The sequence below is a fragment of the Marinobacter sp. DS40M6 genome (genome assembly GCF_028581595.1).
In the GTDB taxonomy this organism is placed as follows: Bacteria; Pseudomonadota; Gammaproteobacteria; order Pseudomonadales; family Oleiphilaceae; genus Marinobacter; species Marinobacter salarius.
Genome location: NZ_JAFCAE010000003.1, coordinates 501,255 through 519,616, shown reverse-complemented (window position 1 = coordinate 519,616; position 18,362 = coordinate 501,255). Strand labels below are relative to the sequence as shown.

General features: G+C 57.8%; 17 protein-coding genes. 6 read left to right on the top strand and 11 right to left on the bottom strand.

Annotation, left to right across the window (positions count from 1 at the left end; genetic code table 11):
• Positions 1–14 precede the first annotated feature (14 nt).
• From JJO78_RS10040 to ccoN, 7 genes are all read right to left on the bottom strand, one after another.
• Positions 15–2,462 carry a heavy metal translocating P-type ATPase gene (locus JJO78_RS10040; protein WP_273623565.1) on the bottom strand — a complete coding sequence of 816 codons (2,448 nt, stop codon included), beginning with the start codon at positions 2,460–2,462 and terminating at the stop codon, positions 15–17.
• A complete protein-coding gene (locus tag JJO78_RS10035) occupies positions 2,459–2,974 on the bottom strand; it encodes a FixH family protein (RefSeq protein WP_075196238.1) in 516 nt (171 codons plus the stop codon). The genes JJO78_RS10040 and JJO78_RS10035 overlap by 4 nt, the downstream gene beginning before the upstream one ends.
• A gap of 44 nt (positions 2,975–3,018) precedes the next feature.
• On the bottom strand, positions 3,019–4,452 hold the full coding sequence (gene ccoG / locus JJO78_RS10030; protein ID WP_075196237.1) for a cytochrome c oxidase accessory protein CcoG: 1,434 nt from the start codon (positions 4,450–4,452) through the stop codon (positions 3,019–3,021).
• 132 nt (positions 4,453–4,584) lie between these two features.
• A complete protein-coding gene (gene ccoP, locus JJO78_RS10025; protein WP_041334233.1) occupies positions 4,585–5,475 on the bottom strand; it encodes a cytochrome-c oxidase, cbb3-type subunit III in 891 nt (296 codons plus the stop codon).
• On the bottom strand, positions 5,472–5,657 hold the full coding sequence (locus JJO78_RS10020; protein WP_036205261.1) for a CcoQ/FixQ family Cbb3-type cytochrome c oxidase assembly chaperone: 186 nt from the start codon (positions 5,655–5,657) through the stop codon (positions 5,472–5,474). The genes ccoP and JJO78_RS10020 overlap by 4 nt, the downstream gene beginning before the upstream one ends.
• A gap of 5 nt (positions 5,658–5,662) precedes the next feature.
• Positions 5,663–6,271 carry a cytochrome-c oxidase, cbb3-type subunit II gene (ccoO, locus tag JJO78_RS10015; RefSeq protein WP_007153695.1) on the bottom strand — a complete coding sequence of 203 codons (609 nt, stop codon included), beginning with the start codon at positions 6,269–6,271 and terminating at the stop codon, positions 5,663–5,665.
• A 15-nt stretch (positions 6,272–6,286) separates the two neighbouring features.
• On the bottom strand, positions 6,287–7,717 hold the full coding sequence (gene ccoN, locus JJO78_RS10010; protein WP_007153696.1) for a cytochrome-c oxidase, cbb3-type subunit I: 1,431 nt from the start codon (positions 7,715–7,717) through the stop codon (positions 6,287–6,289).
• 228 nt (positions 7,718–7,945) lie between these two features.
• On the opposite strand from ccoN, the gene JJO78_RS10005 reads away from it, so the two are divergent.
• Complete coding sequence (locus JJO78_RS10005; RefSeq protein WP_052479672.1) at positions 7,946–8,608, top strand: alpha/beta family hydrolase; 663 nt, start codon at positions 7,946–7,948, stop codon at positions 8,606–8,608.
• Position 8,609: 1 nt separating this feature from the next.
• Here the strand turns inward: JJO78_RS10005 and JJO78_RS10000 are convergent, their stop codons facing one another.
• Positions 8,610–10,451, bottom strand: coding sequence for a sensor domain-containing diguanylate cyclase (locus JJO78_RS10000; protein ID WP_085680193.1), 1,842 nt, complete (start codon positions 10,449–10,451; stop codon positions 8,610–8,612).
• A 112-nt stretch (positions 10,452–10,563) separates the two neighbouring features.
• On the opposite strand from JJO78_RS10000, the gene rlmM reads away from it, so the two are divergent.
• A complete protein-coding gene (gene rlmM, locus JJO78_RS09995) occupies positions 10,564–11,640 on the top strand; it encodes a 23S rRNA (cytidine(2498)-2'-O)-methyltransferase RlmM (RefSeq protein WP_273623554.1) in 1,077 nt (358 codons plus the stop codon).
• Between the two features lie 20 nt (positions 11,641–11,660).
• Here rlmM and JJO78_RS09990 read toward each other — a convergent pair whose 3' ends face one another.
• Complete coding sequence (locus JJO78_RS09990; protein WP_041334237.1) at positions 11,661–11,945, bottom strand: antibiotic biosynthesis monooxygenase family protein; 285 nt, start codon at positions 11,943–11,945, stop codon at positions 11,661–11,663.
• Positions 11,946–12,034: 89 nt separating this feature from the next.
• On the opposite strand from JJO78_RS09990, the gene tusA reads away from it, so the two are divergent.
• On the top strand, positions 12,035–12,274 hold the full coding sequence (gene tusA, locus JJO78_RS09985) for a sulfurtransferase TusA (RefSeq protein ID WP_041334240.1): 240 nt from the start codon (positions 12,035–12,037) through the stop codon (positions 12,272–12,274).
• 10 nt (positions 12,275–12,284) lie between these two features.
• On the opposite strand, the gene dsbD is transcribed toward tusA, so the two are convergent.
• Positions 12,285–14,198: a protein-disulfide reductase DsbD gene (dsbD, locus tag JJO78_RS09980; RefSeq protein ID WP_273623549.1), complete on the bottom strand. Its 1,914-nt coding sequence runs from the start codon at positions 14,196–14,198 to the stop codon at positions 12,285–12,287.
• A gap of 150 nt (positions 14,199–14,348) precedes the next feature.
• Between dsbD and JJO78_RS09975 the strand changes: the two genes are divergently transcribed.
• From JJO78_RS09975 to pdxB, 3 genes are read left to right on the top strand one after another with little or no spacing between them, the layout of a single operon-like run.
• Positions 14,349–14,927: an elongation factor P hydroxylase gene (locus tag JJO78_RS09975; protein WP_273623547.1), complete on the top strand. Its 579-nt coding sequence runs from the start codon at positions 14,349–14,351 to the stop codon at positions 14,925–14,927.
• A 6-nt stretch (positions 14,928–14,933) separates the two neighbouring features.
• Positions 14,934–16,220 (top strand): DEAD/DEAH box helicase, encoded by a 1,287-nt coding sequence (locus JJO78_RS09970; protein ID WP_273623545.1) that lies wholly within the window; start codon positions 14,934–14,936, stop codon positions 16,218–16,220.
• 19 nt (positions 16,221–16,239) lie between these two features.
• Positions 16,240–17,394, top strand: coding sequence for a 4-phosphoerythronate dehydrogenase PdxB (gene pdxB, locus JJO78_RS09965; RefSeq protein ID WP_127401514.1), 1,155 nt, complete (start codon positions 16,240–16,242; stop codon positions 17,392–17,394).
• Between the two features lie 30 nt (positions 17,395–17,424).
• Here pdxB and htpX read toward each other — a convergent pair whose 3' ends face one another.
• Positions 17,425–18,306: a protease HtpX gene (gene htpX / locus JJO78_RS09960; protein ID WP_091641347.1), complete on the bottom strand. Its 882-nt coding sequence runs from the start codon at positions 18,304–18,306 to the stop codon at positions 17,425–17,427.
• Between the last annotated feature and the right edge of the window lie 56 nt (positions 18,307–18,362).

Below are 18,362 nucleotides of genomic sequence, written 5' to 3'. Positions count from 1 at the left end.
CAGTGTTCACGGTATCAGGACGTTGCTTCGGCGCCAACCGCCGGGGCGTGGGATACCGGGTTGCCTCGCTGCCTACCTAGCCGCATGGCATTGAGTACCACCACCAGTGAGCTGAGGGACATGCCGATGGCCGCCAGCCAGGGTGGAACCAGACCCGCTGCCGCCAGGGGCAGGGCGCAGACGTTGTAGGCCAGTGCCCAGGCCATGTTCTGGCGGATGACGCGGCGTGTGTCCTGGCTGGCTTTCAGGGCTTCGGACAGTTGCGTTAACTGCCCGCTCAACAGCACTGCATCGGCCTTGAGTTGGGTCAGATCGGCAGCGCTTCCCATGGCCACGGACACACCAGCACCGGCCATGGAGGGCAGGTCGTTGAGGCCATCACCCACCATCATGATCTGGTGGCCCTGGTCGCGGAGGTTCTCCAGTACGCGGAGTTTCTCTTCCGGTGAGGCCTGGCCGATCGCTTCATCAATGCCGAGTCTGCCTGCTATCTGCTCAACGTGTCCTGAGCGGTCGCCGCTGAGCAGAATGGTGCGCAGTCCTGCATTTTGCAGGGCCTGGACGGCTTCTCTTGCATCCGGTCTGGGCTCGTCGTCCAGTGTGAACCTGGCCATCCAGCCACGGTCCGTGGCCAGCCATATCTCCATGCCTTTGGAGGTGTCGGCTTCCGGCGCCGGGCTACCCACCTTCTCTTCCACAAAATCCCGGTGGCCAATGTAGAGGGGTGCCCCGTCTACCTGTCCCGAGAGACCACCGCCCAAGTGGTTTTGTACCTGCCTGGCGGCGTAACCGGGTATCTGGTGGAATACCCTGGCGATCGGGTGTTCCGAATGTTTCTCCAGGCTGGCTGCCAGTTGCCGGCATCGATCCGCATCAAGGTTGCCGAAGGTTCGGGTATCCACCAGGCTGAGCTCACCGCGGGTCAGGGTGCCGGTTTTATCGAAAATCACCGTGTCGATGGTGTTCAGGGATTCCAGAGTGTGTCCGCGTGTTGGAAGGAAGCCCAGCTTGCGAAGTCTCATGGTTGCCGACGTTATTGCCGTTGGAGTGGCGAGCGACAGGGCGCAGGGGCAAGTCACTACCAGTACCGAGAGCGTAATGTCGAAGGCATTATCGGCGCCGGCCATCCACCAGCCAATCCAGATGAGTGGGGCCAGGATCAGCACACGGCTGACAAACACGCCGGCAATTCGATCGGCCGCCAGCGCAACGGGTGGCTTCTCAGCCTGCACCCGATCCAGCACCCGCAAAATGCCGGACAGTCTGGTCTGTGTGCCGGCGCGGCGAACCTCAACCTCCAACGGGTTCTCGCCGTTGATGCTGCCAGCATGGACGGGGTCACCCTCGCTACGGGTTTCCGGCAGATATTCACCGGTCAAAGCCGCTTCGTTAAGGGTGGAGTGGCCGCTGACGATGACGCCGTCTGCGGGCAATGTTTCGCCAGGCCGGATGCGAATAACGTCGCCGGCAGCCAGGTCATGGGTGGCGACGATATCACTGCCGTTCCCCTGGATGCGGTTGGCGACCATGGGCTGGAAGCCGGCCAGCGCGTTGCCTGTCAGCCCGGCGCGGTAACGGGCCTGCATCTCAATGTAGCGGCCAAGCTGCAGGAAAAAGGTAAACATACAGACGGACTCGAAATAGACTTCCTCGCCGCCGAATACCGTCACCCATGCGCTGGCGACATAGGCCAGGCCAATCGCGGTGGCCACCGGTACGTCCATGGTCAGGTGACGGCTGCGAAGATCCCTGAATGCGTTTGTGAAGAACGGACGCGCGCTGTAAAGGACTACGGGGGTGGCGACCAGAAGACTGAACCAGCGGAAAAAACTGACAAACTCTGGCGACAGGTCATTCACCAGTTCGAAATAAAGCGGAAAGGCCAGCATCATGCTCTGGAACGAGCCTATCCCAGCGACAGCCAGGCGGATCAGTGCAGAGCGATGTTCGGCTTTCAGGGCTTTCTCGGCCTCATCGGCCTGATAGGGGCGGGCTCGATAGCCCAGTTCATGGACGGCAATCAGTAGCTGGCTGAGTTTTGAGTGCTCCGGGTTCCAGACCAGTCGCGCGCGCTGGGTGCTGTGATTGACGGAAAATGACACCACGCCCGGTTGCCTGGCCATGTGGTTTTCCAGCAACCATATGCAAGCGGCGCAGGTGATGCCGCTTACAAGCAGTGTGGCTTCCTGGCCAGCGGTAACGGGAGATACAAACGACTTCTGAACCAGGGGATGGTCCACTTCGAGGATACGGTTCCGTTCGGAATCGCTGAGTGCCTTCGGGGTGACGGCCGGCTCGGTGCGGAACTGGTAGAACCCGGTGAGGCCTTCGGCGCGAATGGTCTCACAGACCGCCTTGCACCCAACGCAGCAGAAGTGTCGCAACGCTCCTTCAAGTTCCAGGGTGATGGGTGGCGTTCCAGTGGCCGGCTCACCACAATGATAACAATCCAAGGGGATCACCCGCGGTCTTCTGTGACCGCACCGAGGCTCAGGGAGCGTTGCGATGGCAGGCTGGACTCACCTTTCAGTCGCCATTGGTTGTCCGGGCCACGCAGGTCAAAGTACCAGCGGCCTTCAATCGGCTGATTCAGGGTGGCGCTGTATAGTCCCTCGCCGATTGCCCGGAATTGTATGGTGCGGTCGTACTCCGACATGGTCGGGTGATACAGGCTCAGTATCAGGTAAGGGTAGTTCGCAGGGCCGTCGGCAGTATCCATGGAGAGGGTGATTTCCCGTTCGCCAAATGTCATATCTGCCGTCAGGCCCAGGTCTTGGGCTTTCTGGTCGCGTGCAATTGCCATGTTGATCCCGCGACCCTCCTTGGAATAGTCGTCGGTTACCATGGAGTTGTCGGTGTTTATCGCGACCGTAATGGCGATGGAGCACCAGATAATGGCGGCGCCGGGAAATATCAGCAGGAACCAGAGCCAGGGTTGCCGGTACCAGGGAACGACGGGTGCGTTTTCATTCATAGTGCTGTCTCTCAAGGCTGGTCTCACTGGTTGGTGTCAGGGGATCAGCGATTTGGACCGACAAACCGGCTTTCGGTTTCAAGAACGAGCGATTCGTCGGATTGTGATTCAAGCGTGAAGACAATGGCATTGTTGCTTTCCGAGAGTTTCTCGGGCGCGACATCCACCACCGTCGGCAGTGCCCGGTTCTCACTGCTCGCCACCGTCAGGGTATTCTCGGTCAGCAACCGGATGCCTTCCAGGCCTGAAACCGAGATCGTAAAGGTCTGGGGCACTTCCGACATATTGGCGACTTTGAGAGTGTAGGTATTCTCTACCCGGCCTTCACCATTGAAGCTGAAGAGGGCGCCTCGATCCCTCAGGACATCAAGCTGTGCCGGAACCCGGGTGGCAATTGTGAATACAATCGCGCCAACCATCAGCAGCAATACCAGCCCGTAACCAAAGGTGCGCGGTCTCATCAGCTTCGAGGTTTTGCCTTCCAGTTCGTTTTCAGTGGTATAGCGAATCAGGCCGCGCGGATATTCCATCTTGTCCATGACTTCGTCACACGCATCAATGCACAGCGCGCAGCCAATACACTCGTACTGCAGCCCGTCTCGAATGTCGATGCCGGTAGGGCATACCTGAACACACTGGCCACAGTCGATGCAGTCACCAAGGCCCAGTTCCGAGGGTTCAATGCCTTTCTTGCGCCCGCCGCGGGGCTCCCCCCGGTTGGGATCATAGGACACCACGCGGGTATCGGGGTCGAACATGACGGACTGGAAGCGGGCGTAGGGGCACATATACAGACATACCTGCTCACGCAGCCAGCCGGCGTTCAGGTAGGTGGCGGCGGTAAAGAATGCGACCCAGAAATAGGCCCAACCGTTGGCCTGCAGGGTGAACAGGTCGGTGATGAGTTCACGGATGGGGTAGAAGTAACCAACAAAGGTCAGGCCGGTGGCGAGCGCAATCAGTAGCCACGCGGAGTGCTTTGCGGATTTTTTGGCGATTTTCTCAGCGGAACGGGGCGCCTTGTCCAGCTTCATCCGCTTATTGCGGCTGCCCTCTATACGCTCCTCCACCCACATGAAGATAAATGTCCAAACGGTTTGGGGGCATGTGTAGCCACACCACACCCGGCCGAACAGCGTGGTGATAAAAAACAGACCAAAAGCGGCGATGATCAGCATACCCGACAGCAGGATAAAATCCTGGGGATAGAACGTGGTTCCGTAGAGGTGGAATTCCCGCGCCGGGAGATCGAAATGAATCAGCGGCTGACCATCCACGGTAAACCAGACGAACAGGAAGTACATGCCCATCAGAGCTGTCAGGCTGACATTCCGGATACGCTGAAAGAAGCCCTTCTTGACCCCTTTGACGTAGATCTTTTTGCGGCTGGCGTATAGCTCGACAGTTCCGGTGTTTTTATTGTTGTCGGAGGTGTCAGAGGATGGGTCAATCTGTTTGACCGGAATCTCACTGCTCATCGTTACCTCCCGATGATGTGGCGCCCTGATTCACAGTGGACTGTGGGGCAGTCGATCTTCTCAAGCCTTGGTCCGCAGGTGGCAGGCCAAGGGTTGAGCAGACCGGGCCGGGACAGAATCCCGGCCGGGTACTCAGTTGGACAGGCTGTAGACGTACGCAGCCAGGATCTGGATCTGATCGTCGGAGAGCCGGTCACCCTGTGCGGGCATCTGGTTCGCACGACCGTTTACCACGGTTTCCTTGATCCACTCGTAGGTGGAGCCGTACAGCCAGGTATTGTCGGTGAGGTTCGGGGCGCCCATAGCCTGGTTGCCCTTGCCGTCCTGACCGTGACAGGCCACGCAGGCCTGTGCAAACACCTGCTCGCCCTTGGCAGCGGCTTCTTCGTCTTTTGCCCGGTCGCTGAAACTGAGCACGTAGTTTACAACCTGATCGACCTGCTCAGAGGTCATGCCCGGCATGGTGCCCTTTGCGGGCATGTTGCCGTTACGCCCCTGGTGCAGGGTGGTCAGGATGGTGTCCGGGTCGCCGCCATACAGCCAGTCGTCATCCGTCAGGTTGGGAAACCCGAGGGAGCCGCGCCCAGCGGAACCGTGGCAGACGGCACAGTTGTTGGCGAACAGCCGCTGGCCCATTTTCATGGCGTCGTCGTTCTCTGCCAGCTCGGCCACCGGTGTGTCACCAAACTTGGCGTAGAGCTCGCCGTAACGGGCATCGGCCTGCTGCATTTCGGCCTGCCACTGGTTCTCAGCGGTCCATCCCAGCAGCCCCTTGTAGTTACCCAGGCCCGGGTACAGGGCAAGATAGCCCAGTGCGAAAACACAGGTCGCGATAAAGAGGTAGTACCACCACTTTGGCAGCGGGTTGTCGTATTCTTCAATGCCATCGAACGAATGACCAACGGTTTTGTTGGTTTCAGTATCGGTGGTCTGGCCCTTGCGGGTGGCATACAGAAGCCACCAACAGCCAAACACGGTACCGAGCACGATCACGCTGATCCAGATGCTCCAGAAGGTACTCATTGCTTTTTCTCCGTTTGTTCCTGTTCAAGAGTACGCTTTTCCACGTCGTCATCCTCGAAGGGCAGGTGGGCCGCCTCGTCGTTGGGCTTCTTCCGGTGGGCGCTGTAGGCCCACCAGATGATGCCAAGGAACATGGCCATAATGACCAGTGAGTGAATGCCGCGTAACTCGTTAATATCCATGGGGATCACCGTTTATCTGAAATCACGGTACCAAGCTGCTGCAGGTACGCCACCAAGGCTTCGATTTCGAATTTGCCCCTGACTTCGTCGGCCGCTCCGGCAACCTGCTCGTCGGTATAGGGCACGCCCAGGGTCTGGAGCGTTTCCAGCTTGGACTCGGTGCTGGTGTGATCGATGCGATTCTCGAACAGCCACGGGAAAGCGGGCATGTTGGATTCAGGCACAACGCTGCGGGGATCGTACAGGTGCTGGCGCTGCCAGGCGTCGGAGTAGCGACCACCGACACGCGCCAGGTCAGGACCGGTACGCTTGGAGCCCCACAGGAACGGACGATCGTAGACAAACTCGCCCGCAACGGAGTAGTGGCCGTAGCGCTCGGTTTCAGCGCGGAACGGGCGGATCTGCTGGGTGTGGCAGACGTGACAGCCTTCACGGATATAGATGTCCCGGCCTTCCAGTTCCAGTGCTGACAGGGGCTCAAGGCCTTCAACCGGCTCGTTGGTCTCGTCCAGGAAGAACAGCGGAACCACTTCTGCCAGGAAACCACCACTGATGGTGAAGATGATCAGTACGATCATCAGCCCCAGGTTCTTTTCAACAATTTCGTGTTTCATTGATTCTGTCTCCCGTTACGCCGCTTGCGCTGCTGTATTGTCCTGAGCAACGGCTTCCTTCTGACGCACGGTCATGTATACGTTGTATGCCATCACCAGCATACCGGTCAGGAAAATCACACCGCCAAGGAATCGCACGAAATAGCCTGATTCGGACGCTTCAAGGGCTTCGACAAAACTGTAGGTCAGGGTTCCGTCTTCGTTGACGGCGCGCCACATAAGCCCCTGCATAATACCGTTCACCCACATGGCAACGATGTAGAGTACGGTGCCCACGGTGGCCAGCCAGAAGTGGACGTTGATCAGGCTGACGCTGTACATGGCCTGAAGGCCCCACAGTTTGGGAATCAGGTGATAGATGGCGCCGATACTGATCATGGCAACCCAGCCCAGTGCACCGGAGTGTACGTGGCCAATGGTCCAGTCCGTGTTGTGCGAGAGCGCGTTAACCGTCTTGATGGCCATCATCGGGCCTTCAAACGTAGACATGCCATAGAACGACAGAGACACCACGAGGAAGCGGAGGATCGGGTCGGTACGCAGTTTGTGCCAGGCACCCGACAGCGTCATCATACCGTTGATCATGCCGCCCCAGGAGGGTGCAAGCAGGATCAGTGACATTACCATGCCCGCGGTTTGGGCCCAGTCCGGTAGCGCCGAGTAGTGCAGGTGGTGGCCACCCGCCCATACGTAGGTCGCAATCAGCGCCCAGAAGTGAACGATGGACAGGCGATAAGAGTAGATAGGGCGGTTGGCCTGTTTGGGAACAAAGTAATACATCATCCCCAGAAAGCCTGCAGTTAGGAAGAAACCGACCGCGTTGTGGCCCCACCACCACTGCATCATCGCGTCAGTCACGCCCGCGTAGGCGGAGTAGGATTTGAAGGCGCCCGCCGGTAAGGCCAGGTTGTTACCAATGTGCAGAATGGCCACGGTCAGGATGAAACCGCCGTAGAACCAGTTGGCCACATAGATGTGGGCAGTGGCGCGCCGCATGATTGTGCCAAAGAAAACCAGTGCGTAGGACACCCAGACAATGGCGATAAGGATATCAATTGGCCACTCGAGTTCTGCGTATTCCTTGGAAGAGGTGAGGCCCATTGGCAGGGTAATGATCGCCGCAACCATCACGGCTTGCCAGCCCCAGAAGGTGAACGCCGCGAGCCCATCGGAGATCAGTCGCGCCTGACAGGTACGCTGAACAACGTAATAGGAGGTGGCAAACAGTGCCGAACCACCAAACCCGAAGATGACGAGGTTTGTGTGGAGCGGCCGTAAACGACCGAAGTGAGTCCAGGAGAAATCCAGGTTCATCGAGGGCCAAACAAGCTGGGATGCGATCAGCACACCCATGCCCATGCCAACAATGCCCCAGACCAACGTCATGATGGCAAACTGTCTCACCACCTTGTAGTTGTATGTCAGGTTAGCATTTACTGTGCTCATAGCCTTACCAATGGGTTTAGAGTGGGGAAAATATGCGGGCGCAAGTATGGAGAAACGATTAGCTGTTTGCAATGACGTAGATCAACTCTGAAACTCTGTCAACTGGGTCTAAATCAGTAACATGGCGAATCTACAAGGGTAATCACGAATGCTCCAAAAGCGGTTTTTGATGTTCGGTTGATGCATTGCTTCCCGGAACACTAATGATAGTCATAATTCGGAGGTTTGGTGAATTCTGTAACCGTATTCAAAACCAGGGCGAAAAGTAGTGTGGCAGCGCCGGTGCTTGTCCTTGCACATGGCGCAGGTGCACCCGCCGATTCGCCGTTCATGGAGCTCCTGGCGGCAGCGCTTTCAGCGCAGGGCGTGACGACCGTCAGGTTTGAGTTCCCCTATATGGAGAAGCGGCGGGAGGATGGCAAAAAGCGGCCACCAGACCGCCAGCCAACACTACTTGGGCATTTCCGCACGGTCATTGCAGAAACTTGCGCCGGCATCGACGGGCAGGCCGGCGTTTTTGTCGGAGGCAAGTCCATGGGGGGAAGAATGGCCAGCATTCTGGCTGCTGAGCCCGGCATTGACGACGCGGTGCGTGGTGCTGTGTGTTTCGGCTATCCCTTTCATCCTCCTGGCAAAAATGATCGGTGGCGGACGGATCATTTCCAGTCATTGTGCCGGCCAATACAGATCATTCAGGGAACGCGTGATCCTTTCGGCAAACAGGCAGAGGTTGAGGCGCGTGCACTGGACACCCTGGATAACGTAAATTTGGCGTGGCTGGAAGGTGGAGACCACGATTATCGGCCCCTGGCGCGACAGAGTGAGAGCCGGGAAGACCTGATTCAGCAGGCGGCGGCAGCAGCTGCGAGGTTTATGATCGGGCAGGAATGAGTCAGGAGACCTCGGGCGTCGCTTGCTCAGTCCGGTTTCGACCGCACGCTTTGGCACGATAGAGCGCCTCATCGGCACGCCGGAACAGATCTCGCTCATCATCCCCCTGGGATAACGTGGCGGTACCGGCGCTCATGGTCAGCGTAACCGGTGTGCCATCGTCCGCAGGCACGCGTATCGCAGCGATATCCTCAAGAATCCCTTCACAGACACCCAGAGCGCCATTCGCGTCGGTGCCGGGTAACAGGATGGCGAATTCCTCTCCGCCAAAGCGGATAGCAACATCACGGGGTCGTTTGACGTGGCGCCTGAGAATGTCGGCAATGTGTTGCAGGCAACGATCACCAAACTCGTGCCCCCAGGAGTCGTTGACAGTCTTGAAGTGGTCGGCATCCAATAGAGCAATGGTCAGGGGTTGACCAGTACGTCGGGCTTCGGCACAGAGTTCCGGCAGCAGGTTGTCCATATGACGGCGATTATGGAGCCCGGTCAGAGCGTCATTGAGGCTTAGGGTTGCCAGCTGCCGGTTTGCCTTTTCCAGCTCTCTCATGGCGCTGCGAAGCTGCGCGGTGCGTTCATGCACCTTTAACTCGAGCTCGGTTCTGGCGTTATGCTCTACGTCCAGAAGCTTTTTATTCAATAGCCGCCAACGCTGCACCATGGCGTAATTGAGCAGAATAACCTGCGCTCCAACGGCGGCCTGCATAAAGATTTCCCGCGCCAGGAAGTCAGCCAGGTAACCAAAGGCAGCCATTGAATAGATCAGGGCGCCTGCCAACATGCCAGACCATGCCACTACGTACCACTTGGCGGGAGAATATCCCTGGCGCCAGCGGATGATGCCAATGATAAACAGGCAGGCAATGATCAGCAGTGCAATCCCGGTATTCAATACGATGGATCTGTTGTAGGGCAACAGGAATGCCATGATGAACAGGCCTGCGCTGGTCAGGGCAAGCCCCGTCAACACCTTGTTCGCAATCGTGTTGGTGGGGATTTCGAGGAATGAGCGCCCGAACAGGGTCATGGCCAGCGAACTGATCGACATCAGCATGGGAATCGATGTATTGGCGAAACCGGTACTGTCGGGCCAGAAATACTGGTTGGCGAAACCGCCCATGGCGAACAGGAACAGCCCAAGGGATGCCATGTAAAAGGCGTTGTAGAAGTAGTAGCCGGTGCCGGAACTGAAAAAGAGCAGCAGGTTGAATACCGCAAAGACCAGCAACGCCCCATAGAAGAAGCCGTGCAGGAGGGTAAGGTGGTTACTTTCCGCGATCGTCGTTTCCGGCGTTTTCAGCGACAGCGGAACGTTCAATGCCCCGCTGCTCTGAATCCGCAAGGTGATGGTTTGGGTTTCGCCAGCGCCGAGCGTGACGGGGAGCAGGAAATACCGGTAATCTATGCCCCGCGAGAGAAAGGGGTGCTGGTCCCCCGTGGTCAAGGCTGGTTCAACGAGTTCGCTGGAGCGCCAGAACGTTACTTCATCCAGCAGTGGGTAATTGAGCTTCAGGTACCAGAGCTTCTGGCTATCGCCGGAATTCCGAACATTGAGGCGAACCCAGTACACCGAATCGGTGTGGCTGAATACCAGATCGTGTCCCCTGGCGGATGTCCATTGAATATCCGCCGGCAGTTCACGGGGGGATTCGGCCCGATGTGCGGGCGTGTCGGGTGCTGCGCTCAGGAAGCAGACATGGTTCATCAGCGCTTCCCGTTGCACCGGATCGATGGCGTCCAGCGCCGGGCAATGAGGTGTCGTTCCCGGATGGGTCGCCAGTGCCAGGTCCGTGACCAGTAATAGCCCGATCAGTGGGAACAGAAAGCGCAGGTACAGCGGCATTAAGGTATTCCTGCCAGCGGAAAGCCCAATAGTGTAGACAAATGCGGGCTGTGTATATGTTAAACAGATTCAAATTTGGGGTTTCTGGTGAGAAGCCCTGTCCAGGTGCCTAATGGAACAACTGATTGCAATTTGTCGTCCCGGGTTCGAGACGGAAGCGGGGCGGGAGTTAACCGACTCGGCTGCCAGCGGCGGGGTCTATGGTTACTTCGAGCCCTCTGTAAACCAGGGATTTCTGACCTTTCACTGCCCGGGGTCCGGGCAGGTGGAGATACTGGTCCAGCGGCTGTCCATCGACCAGCTGGTGTTTGTCAGGGACTGGTTTGTGGTTTTAGCGGACATAGCCCTGCCCACGTCGGATCGCGTCGGCGCCGTTATTGACGCATTGCGGTCCGTTGATGGGGCGATTCCTGTCTGTGCCCGTATTGAAATTCGTCTTCCCGAAAACAACGCTGACGCAGACCTCGGCAACTTCGCCCGCAAATGGGTTTCCCCACTGTCGAAAGCGCTCAGGGGCGCCGGGTTACTGGAGAAGGATTCGAAAGCTGAGTCGCCGGCACGGCTTGAAGTGTTGCTGACGGGGTTTGAACGCGCCATCGTCGGGTTCAGCCTGGCCGGCAATCGTGCGCGTTACGTCAGTGGTATACCAAGGCTTCGACTGCCCGCGTCCGCCCCCAGCCGATCGGCGCTGAAACTGGAAGAAGCGTGGAAGGTGTTCCTGCCCCCGGGCCAGGAACTGGACTACCTGGGAAGCGGCAAGCAGGCTGTGGATCTGGGCGCTGCTCCCGGTGGCTGGACCTGGCAACTGGTCCGGCAGGGTATGATGGTGACCGCCGTTGATAATGGGCCCATGAATGTTGAGTTGATGGCTTCCGGACACGTAGAGCATGTTGAGGCAGATGGTTATCAATGGAGGCCCCGGCGCGGTGTGGACTGGATGGTGTGCGATATCGCCGACCATCCACGCCGAACCTCGGAGATGGTCGTGCATTGGCTGTCTGCCAAGCTTTGTCGCTATACCGTTTTCAATCTGAAACTACCGATGAAAAAACGATACGACGAGTGGTTGGTGTGCAAGGACATCCTGGAAGAAGGCCTTGCACAGACGGAAATGAACTTCCTGCTGAGGGCCCGTCACCTCTACCACGATCGTGAGGAGATCACCTGCTTCATAGAACGCAGGGACTGAGCGCCTGTAAATAGCGTGCTTTAGCTATGCTGCCACACGGTGATAATCTCGTCCCGGTCCATCATTGGAATCAGCTCCGCCATCAGTTCCCGGCGTTCCTCTGAGAGGAACCAGCGCTGCCAGTCGGCTTCGGAGCGCCAGTTGGAGAGGGTAAGGCGATGGTTGGAGTCGTGGGTATCGACCAGCGTTTCACCGGAAACGAAGCCGGGGGCGCTTACGGCGTTCTGAAGGACCTTGCGGGATCTGTCCTCGTAGGCGGATTCGAGTGTTTCAGCAATATGACGTTCAATCAGCACCCGGATCATTGTTTACCTCGTTTTGTTTTTTGACATCTATAAACAATAATTTAGCACGTATTTTCCAAAATTCAGGTGGAATCGCAGGAGGAAGAACATTGGGACAACCGGAACACGATGCAGAGCTGGACGCCCGGGGACTGTTTTGCCCCGAACCCGTCATGCTGCTGCATAATAGAATCGTGGATATCAGTATAGGGGGCGTCTTGAAGGTGGTTGCCACGGACCCGTCAACAACCCGGGATATACCGAGGTTCTGCCAGTTCCTGAATCACGAGCTGGTGTACAGCGCCGAGGATGACCAGGAATTTGTTTACTTCATCCGACGAGGGGAGTGACTGAAGGCTGTCAGGAGCCGCCCGACATGTCCAGTGCGTTCAGATGGCCGAGGAACTGTTCGCGGTCCATTTCGCCCAGTATCCGGGCGGTTTCCAGCTCAGCCCCATCGTTGCCATAGAACAGAATGGCTGGCGGGCCGAACAGCCCCAGTTCCTCAAGCAGTGCCTGCTGGGCGGGCGTGTTGTCCGTCATGTCCAGTTGCAGCAGTGTGTAGGGTGACAGCGCCTGGATCACAGAGTCATTGCTGAAAACGTTCCGCTCCATAACCTTGCAGGAGATACACCAGTCGGCGTAGAAGTCCAGCATGACCGGGGTGCCGTTTCGTTTGGCCTGGGCCAGTTGATTGCGAATATCGGCGGGCGATTCCAGGCGGAGGAACTGGGCGTGGGCCATCTGGGAGGCAGAGCCACCCGCAACCGCCGGGTTGGCTGCCGTGAACGGCGCTAATGGCTTCATTGGATCATTGGCGCCAGACACCGCGCCGGCCAAGAGCGCAATACCGTAGGCAAACATCACCAGGCCGAGGCCTTTGCGAGTGCGCTCCCAGCCAGCCTTTGCGGCATCGAAGGCTCCGAGCTGCACGCCAGTCACGGCAATCAGTAACCCCCAGAGTGTCAGCGCCAGCCAGGCTGGTACCAGCCGTTCCACCAACCAGATTGCAACCGCCAGCAGCATGACGCCGTAGAAGGCCTTAACCACGTTCATCCAGGGACCGGTGGAAGGCAACAGTTTGCGGCCACCCACCGCCACGAGTATTAGGGGAATGCCCATGCCGAGCCCAAGGGCGAACAGGGCAACGCCTCCAATGACGGCATCCTGGGTGGTACTGATGTAAAGCAGGCTGCCAGCAAGCGGTGCCGACACGCAGGGTGAAACGATCAGTGCTGACAGCGCGCCGATGCCGAAGATGCTGACCACGCGGCTGCCGGTCAGGCGATGGCTGGCATCGTTGAGCGGTTCCCGGATAAACCGGGGAAGCTGGATCTCAAACAGGTTGAACATGGAGAGGGCAAATACCACGAACAGTGCCGCGAAAACGCTCAGCACCCACGGCGACTGCAGGTGTGCCTGAAGGTTGAAACTGGCACCCAGTAACCCGGTAATCACACCCGCTGCGGCATAAGTCAGTGCCATACCCAGGACATAGCTGCCGGAAAGCAGCAGCGCGTGGGCGGTGGTGCTGGTGTTGCGACTGGACACCAGTGAGGAAATGATTGGCACCATGGGTAGGACGCAGGGTGTAAAGGTCAGCCCCAGCCCAAGTAGCAGAAACAGGGCCGCGATGACCAGGACAGACTGGTTGGCCAAAAAGCCGGCGAGCCCGGTCGCCGAGGATGTATCCGTGGGTGCATTTGTTGACGATGACTGGACATTGCCTGATGACCCCGAAGAGCCGGACATGCCGGCAGGAACGGGGGCGTCGTTGCTTCCGGCGCTGGCGTAGTACAGCGCGTCACGGGTTTGCGGCGGGTAGCACAGGCCTGCCTTGGCACAGCCCTGGTAGGTAACCTGAAGCTCCGCCTCGCGGACGCCTTCCGGAAGATTGACCGGGACGCGTGCCTGAACCGGGTCGTAGAAGACCGTGACCTTGCCGAAGAACTCATCCTCCGTATCGGTACCGGTGTAGGAGAAATCAGGTTCACCCAGGGTGACGCCGTCTGTTTTGCTGCTTACCTGGATGCGGCCTTTATAGAGGTAGTGTTCAGGGGTGACGTCCCAGGACAGCACAATAGCGCCGGTATCGACGGTGTAATTGAACGGCAGGGCTTCGTCCACCGGCAGGAAATCGTTGCTGCCGCCGAACAGCGAATTGCCTGCCGCGGACGCGAACAGCGATACGGCGGACAGTGCCAGAAACACTAAAAAGCGGCTCAGCACCCGATGGAGAGCACTACTGCGTGAGGCTGTGTTGTTGCCGGTCATAGTCAATGGATTACCGTAGCTGGTTCTGGAAATATCTGCGTGGTCTCAGTGTCTGTTGAAACCCTGCATCCCAAGGTTGCAATGGACTCATTTGTCAGGCAAAAGTTCCCTCTGGTATTGAACGGTCTAAAGTCGCACAATAGCCGTCCCATGAAACACGATCCTGATGATCTTATCATGCTGTTCAGTGACCTGTTCCGGGAGGATTACCGGACCGTTCTGGTCAAGGGCAGCGATGAGCCTGAATACCTGCCCGCAACGGCGTCTGGCAGTTACGCACAGATTATCTTTGCTCACGGTTATTATGCCAGTGCTCTGCATGAAATCAGTCATTGGTGTATCGCCGGTGAGCACCGGCGCACACTTCGGGACTTTGGCTACTGGTACTGTCCCGATGGCCGCGACGAGGCGCAGCAGCAAGCCTTTGAAAAGGCTGAAATCAAGCCGCAGGCCCTGGAATGGCTGTTCTCTGCCGCATCGGGCACACGTTTCCACATCAGCGTCGACAATCTCTCCGGTTGCGGGGCATGGGATGAGAACGCCTTTCGCAGGAATGTGCGGGCGCAGGCAAATTATTACCTTGAGCACGGCATGCCGGCCCGCGCGGGCCTGTTTTTCGAGACGCTCAAGACATTTTACGGAACCGGGGCTGATTTTAACGAAGTCTGGAAGAAAGAGACCAGGCGCCTGATGCCCGACGATTCCGCCACAGACACTGAGGTAGATTGAAGCAACATGACATCTGACGCACCCGAAGCCGGCAAAACCTTCTTCAAGGATCTCAACCTTGACCAGCGAGTGCTCGATGCCATCACCGATATCGGTTTTGAGCATTGCACACCCATCCAGGCAGAGACTCTTCCGTTCACCCTGGCGTGCCAGGACCTGATCGGCCAGGCTCAAACCGGCACCGGTAAAACCGCCGCATTCCTGATCACTGCTATCCAGAGCATGCTGGAAACGCCGATTCCGAAAGAGGACCGGTTCGCCTCGGAACCCCGGGTTCTGGCCCTGGCGCCAACCCGTGAACTGGCCATGCAGATCGCCAAGGACGCCGAGCAACTATGCGGCTACACGGGCCATAATGTGGTCACCGTGGTGGGTGGTATGAACTACGATAAACAGCGCGATCAGCTCCAGAACGAGATCGTTGACATACTGGTGGCAACCCCGGGCCGGCTGATTGATTTCCTGGGCTCTCAGGACGTTTTTCTCGACCAGCTCGACATCCTGATTCTGGATGAAGCGGATCGGATGCTGGACATGGGCTTTATTCCTGATGTGAAGCGCATTATCCGCAAGTGCACGCCAAAGGAAGATCGTCAGACCTTGCTGTTCAGCGCCACCTTTAACCAGGACGTCCTCAACCTCGCCTCGATGTGGACCAAAAGTGCGGAATTCGTCGAGATCGAACCGGAACAGAAGACCGCCGAGCGAGTTAAGCAGACTGTCTACTTGGTGGGCGAGGATGAAAAACTGCCGGTACTGGTCAACTATCTTCAGCGCCCCGAGGTGGAAAAAGCCATCGTCTTTGCGAACCGTCGTGACCAGTGTCGTGACCTGGATGAGGACCTTCGCAACCAGGGCGTAAAGGTCGCGCTGATGTCAGGGGAAATCGCCCAGAACAAGCGGCTGAAGACATTGGAACAGTTCAAGAATGGCAGCATTCAGGTGCTGGTTGCCACGGATGTCGCCGGTCGTGGTATCCACGTTGACGGTGTAACCCACGTATTCAACTATAATCTGCCGGACAACGCTGAGGATTACGTTCACCGTATCGGACGCACCGGTCGGGCAGGGAAGCACGGTGTCTCTGTCAGCTTTGCCAGTGAGGACGATGCCTTTTCACTGCCGGCTATCGAGTCCTACATCAGCCAGAAACTGACCACGGCGGTGCCGGATGAAGCGCTGATGACCGAACTCGCCAAACCGCCGATCACTCGCAAGCGTGGTGGCCGGCGTCCCCAAGGCAACCGCAGCCAGGGTGGACGTGGCGGAAACCAGCGTCAACGCAGGAACTAACAGGTTGGGAAGCAGGATCATGCGGATAGTAGCGGACGAGAACATACCCTTACTGGAATCGTTTTTTGGCGATATCGGAGAGATACGACCAGTGTCCGGGCGCACGATGTCTGCTGCGGATGTTCAGAATGCGGATATCCTGCTGGTGCGTTCAGTCACTCGGGTCAATCAGGCGTTGCTTGAAGGAAGCCGGGTCCGCTTCGTTGGAACCTGTACCATCGGTACCGACCATGTTGATCAGAAATGGCTTGAATCCAGTGGGATCGCGTTTTCGGCGGCGCCCGGCTGCAACGCCAACAGTGTGGTTGAGTACGTGCTGTCAGTGATCTCACTGCACGCGGAAAAGCGTGGCGTGGCGGATTGGTCAAAACTCAGTGTTGGTATCGTGGGTGCCGGCAATGTAGGTGGAGAGCTTGCACACAAGCTGGACAGGCTCGGTTTCAATGTGCGCCTTTGTGACCCGCCACGGGCCGAAAGGGAAGGCGACGAAGGCGAGAAATTTGTCAGTCTTGACGAGGCCATGGCGTGCGACGTGGTAACACTGCACACGCCACTGACCCGCGAGGGAGAGCACGCAACGCTTCATATGTTCGGGCAGGAACGATTGTCTTCGTTGACTGAAGACCAGTTGCTGATCAATACCAGCCGGGGCGAAGTTATTGAAACCTCCTCCTTGCTGGCGCGTCTGGAAGCGCCAAACGCGCCTACAGTGGTACTGGATGTCTTTGAGCATGAGCCCCGGGTTAACGCTGAACTGGTGGAAAAAGTATGGCTTGTCACTCCCCATATCGCAGGCTATAGCCTGGAGGGCAAGGTGCAGGGTAGTGAGGTGGTGTACCAGGCGCTGAGTCGCTATATGGGACTGCCCGCCCGCAAGAAGGCTGGTCAGTTCCTGCCAGAACCAGCGTTGAGCAAACTCTCCTTTACCAGTGCTGCAGAAGAAATGGCGTCAGCCAATATTGCCATACGGTCCTGCTACGATCCGCGCCAGGATGACGCTCGCATGCGGCTGGCAATGGCGTTGCCGCCGGAGGATCGGGCGCAGGCCTTTGACCGGTTGCGCCGGGATTATCCGGTCCGGCGGGAGTTTTCCAGTTTGAAGATCCAGCTCAAGGGCACCAGTAAATCCATGCAGGATACTTTCCGGGCCCTTGGCTTCAAGCTGAAGCTCTGACGTTCCTTCGAACGCGCCTGTTCGCGCCGATTACAGCTGCGCGCTCTTCAGAGCCTCGATCCGGCTGTCCAGCGGCGGGTGTGTCATGAACAGGGCGCTGATGCCCGCCCTTGCACCTCGATTGATGCCAAACGCCTGCAGGCTGTCGGGCATTTGATCAGGCACTTCGCTTTCCTGTTTCAGCCGCGCCAGGGCGTTGATCATGGCGCCACGGCCTGCCAGTTGCGCGCCAGCGATGTCGGCACGGTATTCCCGGCGACGCGAGAACCAGAACACAATGGTACTGGCAAGAATGCCCAGCACGATTTCCGCCACGATACTGACCACGAAGAAGCCGATACCATGCCCGCTTTCGTTCTTGAACACCACGCGGTCAACAAACGAGCCGATCACGCGGGACGCAAAAATCACGAACGTGTTCACCACACCCTGAATCAGCGCGAGGGTTACCATGTCGCCGTTGGCCACGTGGCCTATTTCGTGGCCCAGGACCGCACGAATTTCCTCCTTGTTAAAGCGGTGCAGCAGCCCCTCGCTGACGGCTACCAGCGAGTTGTTCTTGTTCCAGCCGGTGGCAAAAGCATTGGATTGTGAAGCCGGGAAAATGGCGACTTCCGGCATACCGATGCCGGCATTTTCTGAAAGCTCGCGAACGGTGTCTACCAGCCAGCGCTCAGCCGGCGTACGCGGCGACTCGATCACCTTTGCCTTGGTGCTCCACTTAGCCACGGGCTTGGAAATCAGCAGCGATACAATGGCGCCGGCAAAGCCGAAGACCGCAGCGAAGGCAAGCAGCGAACCGTACTGGATACCGTTCTGGGCGAGATAGCTGTCAACACCCAGAAGTTTCAGGGTAAAACTGGCGACAAGAATGACGGCCAGGTTGGTGGCAAGAAACAGCAGAATACGCATCTTGAATCCCTTGTTGAATCGTCGGCCGCAGACCGCGGTTTGTGTCTGGGTATTTA

Coding starts and splice junctions, on each gene's coding strand:
- htpX (WP_091641347.1), bottom strand. CDS start 18,306: ATGCGTATTCTGCTGTTTCTTGCCACCAACCTGGCCGTCATTCTTGTC.
- JJO78_RS10020 (WP_036205261.1), bottom strand. CDS start 5,657: ATGGATATTAACGAGTTACGCGGCATTCACTCACTGGTCATTATGGCC.
- ccoP (WP_041334233.1), bottom strand. CDS start 5,475: ATGAGTACCTTCTGGAGCATCTGGATCAGCGTGATCGTGCTCGGTACC.
- JJO78_RS10000 (WP_085680193.1), bottom strand. CDS start 10,451: ATGCCGCTGTACCTGCGCTTTCTGTTCCCACTGATCGGGCTATTACTG.
- JJO78_RS09990 (WP_041334237.1), bottom strand. CDS start 11,945: ATGATCCGGGTGCTGATTGAACGTCATATTGCTGAAACACTCGAATCC.
- ccoO (WP_007153695.1), bottom strand. CDS start 6,271: ATGAAACACGAAATTGTTGAAAAGAACCTGGGGCTGATGATCGTACTG.
- JJO78_RS10035 (WP_075196238.1), bottom strand. CDS start 2,974: ATGAATGAAAACGCACCCGTCGTTCCCTGGTACCGGCAACCCTGGCTC.
- rlmM (WP_273623554.1), top strand. CDS start 10,564: ATGGAACAACTGATTGCAATTTGTCGTCCCGGGTTCGAGACGGAAGCG.
- pdxB (WP_127401514.1), top strand. CDS start 16,240: ATGCGGATAGTAGCGGACGAGAACATACCCTTACTGGAATCGTTTTTT.
- dsbD (WP_273623549.1), bottom strand. CDS start 14,198: ATGACCGGCAACAACACAGCCTCACGCAGTAGTGCTCTCCATCGGGTG.
- JJO78_RS09975 (WP_273623547.1), top strand. CDS start 14,349: ATGAAACACGATCCTGATGATCTTATCATGCTGTTCAGTGACCTGTTC.
- JJO78_RS09970 (WP_273623545.1), top strand. CDS start 14,934: ATGACATCTGACGCACCCGAAGCCGGCAAAACCTTCTTCAAGGATCTC.
- ccoN (WP_007153696.1), bottom strand. CDS start 7,717: ATGAGCACAGTAAATGCTAACCTGACATACAACTACAAGGTGGTGAGA.
- ccoG (WP_075196237.1), bottom strand. CDS start 4,452: ATGAGCAGTGAGATTCCGGTCAAACAGATTGACCCATCCTCTGACACC.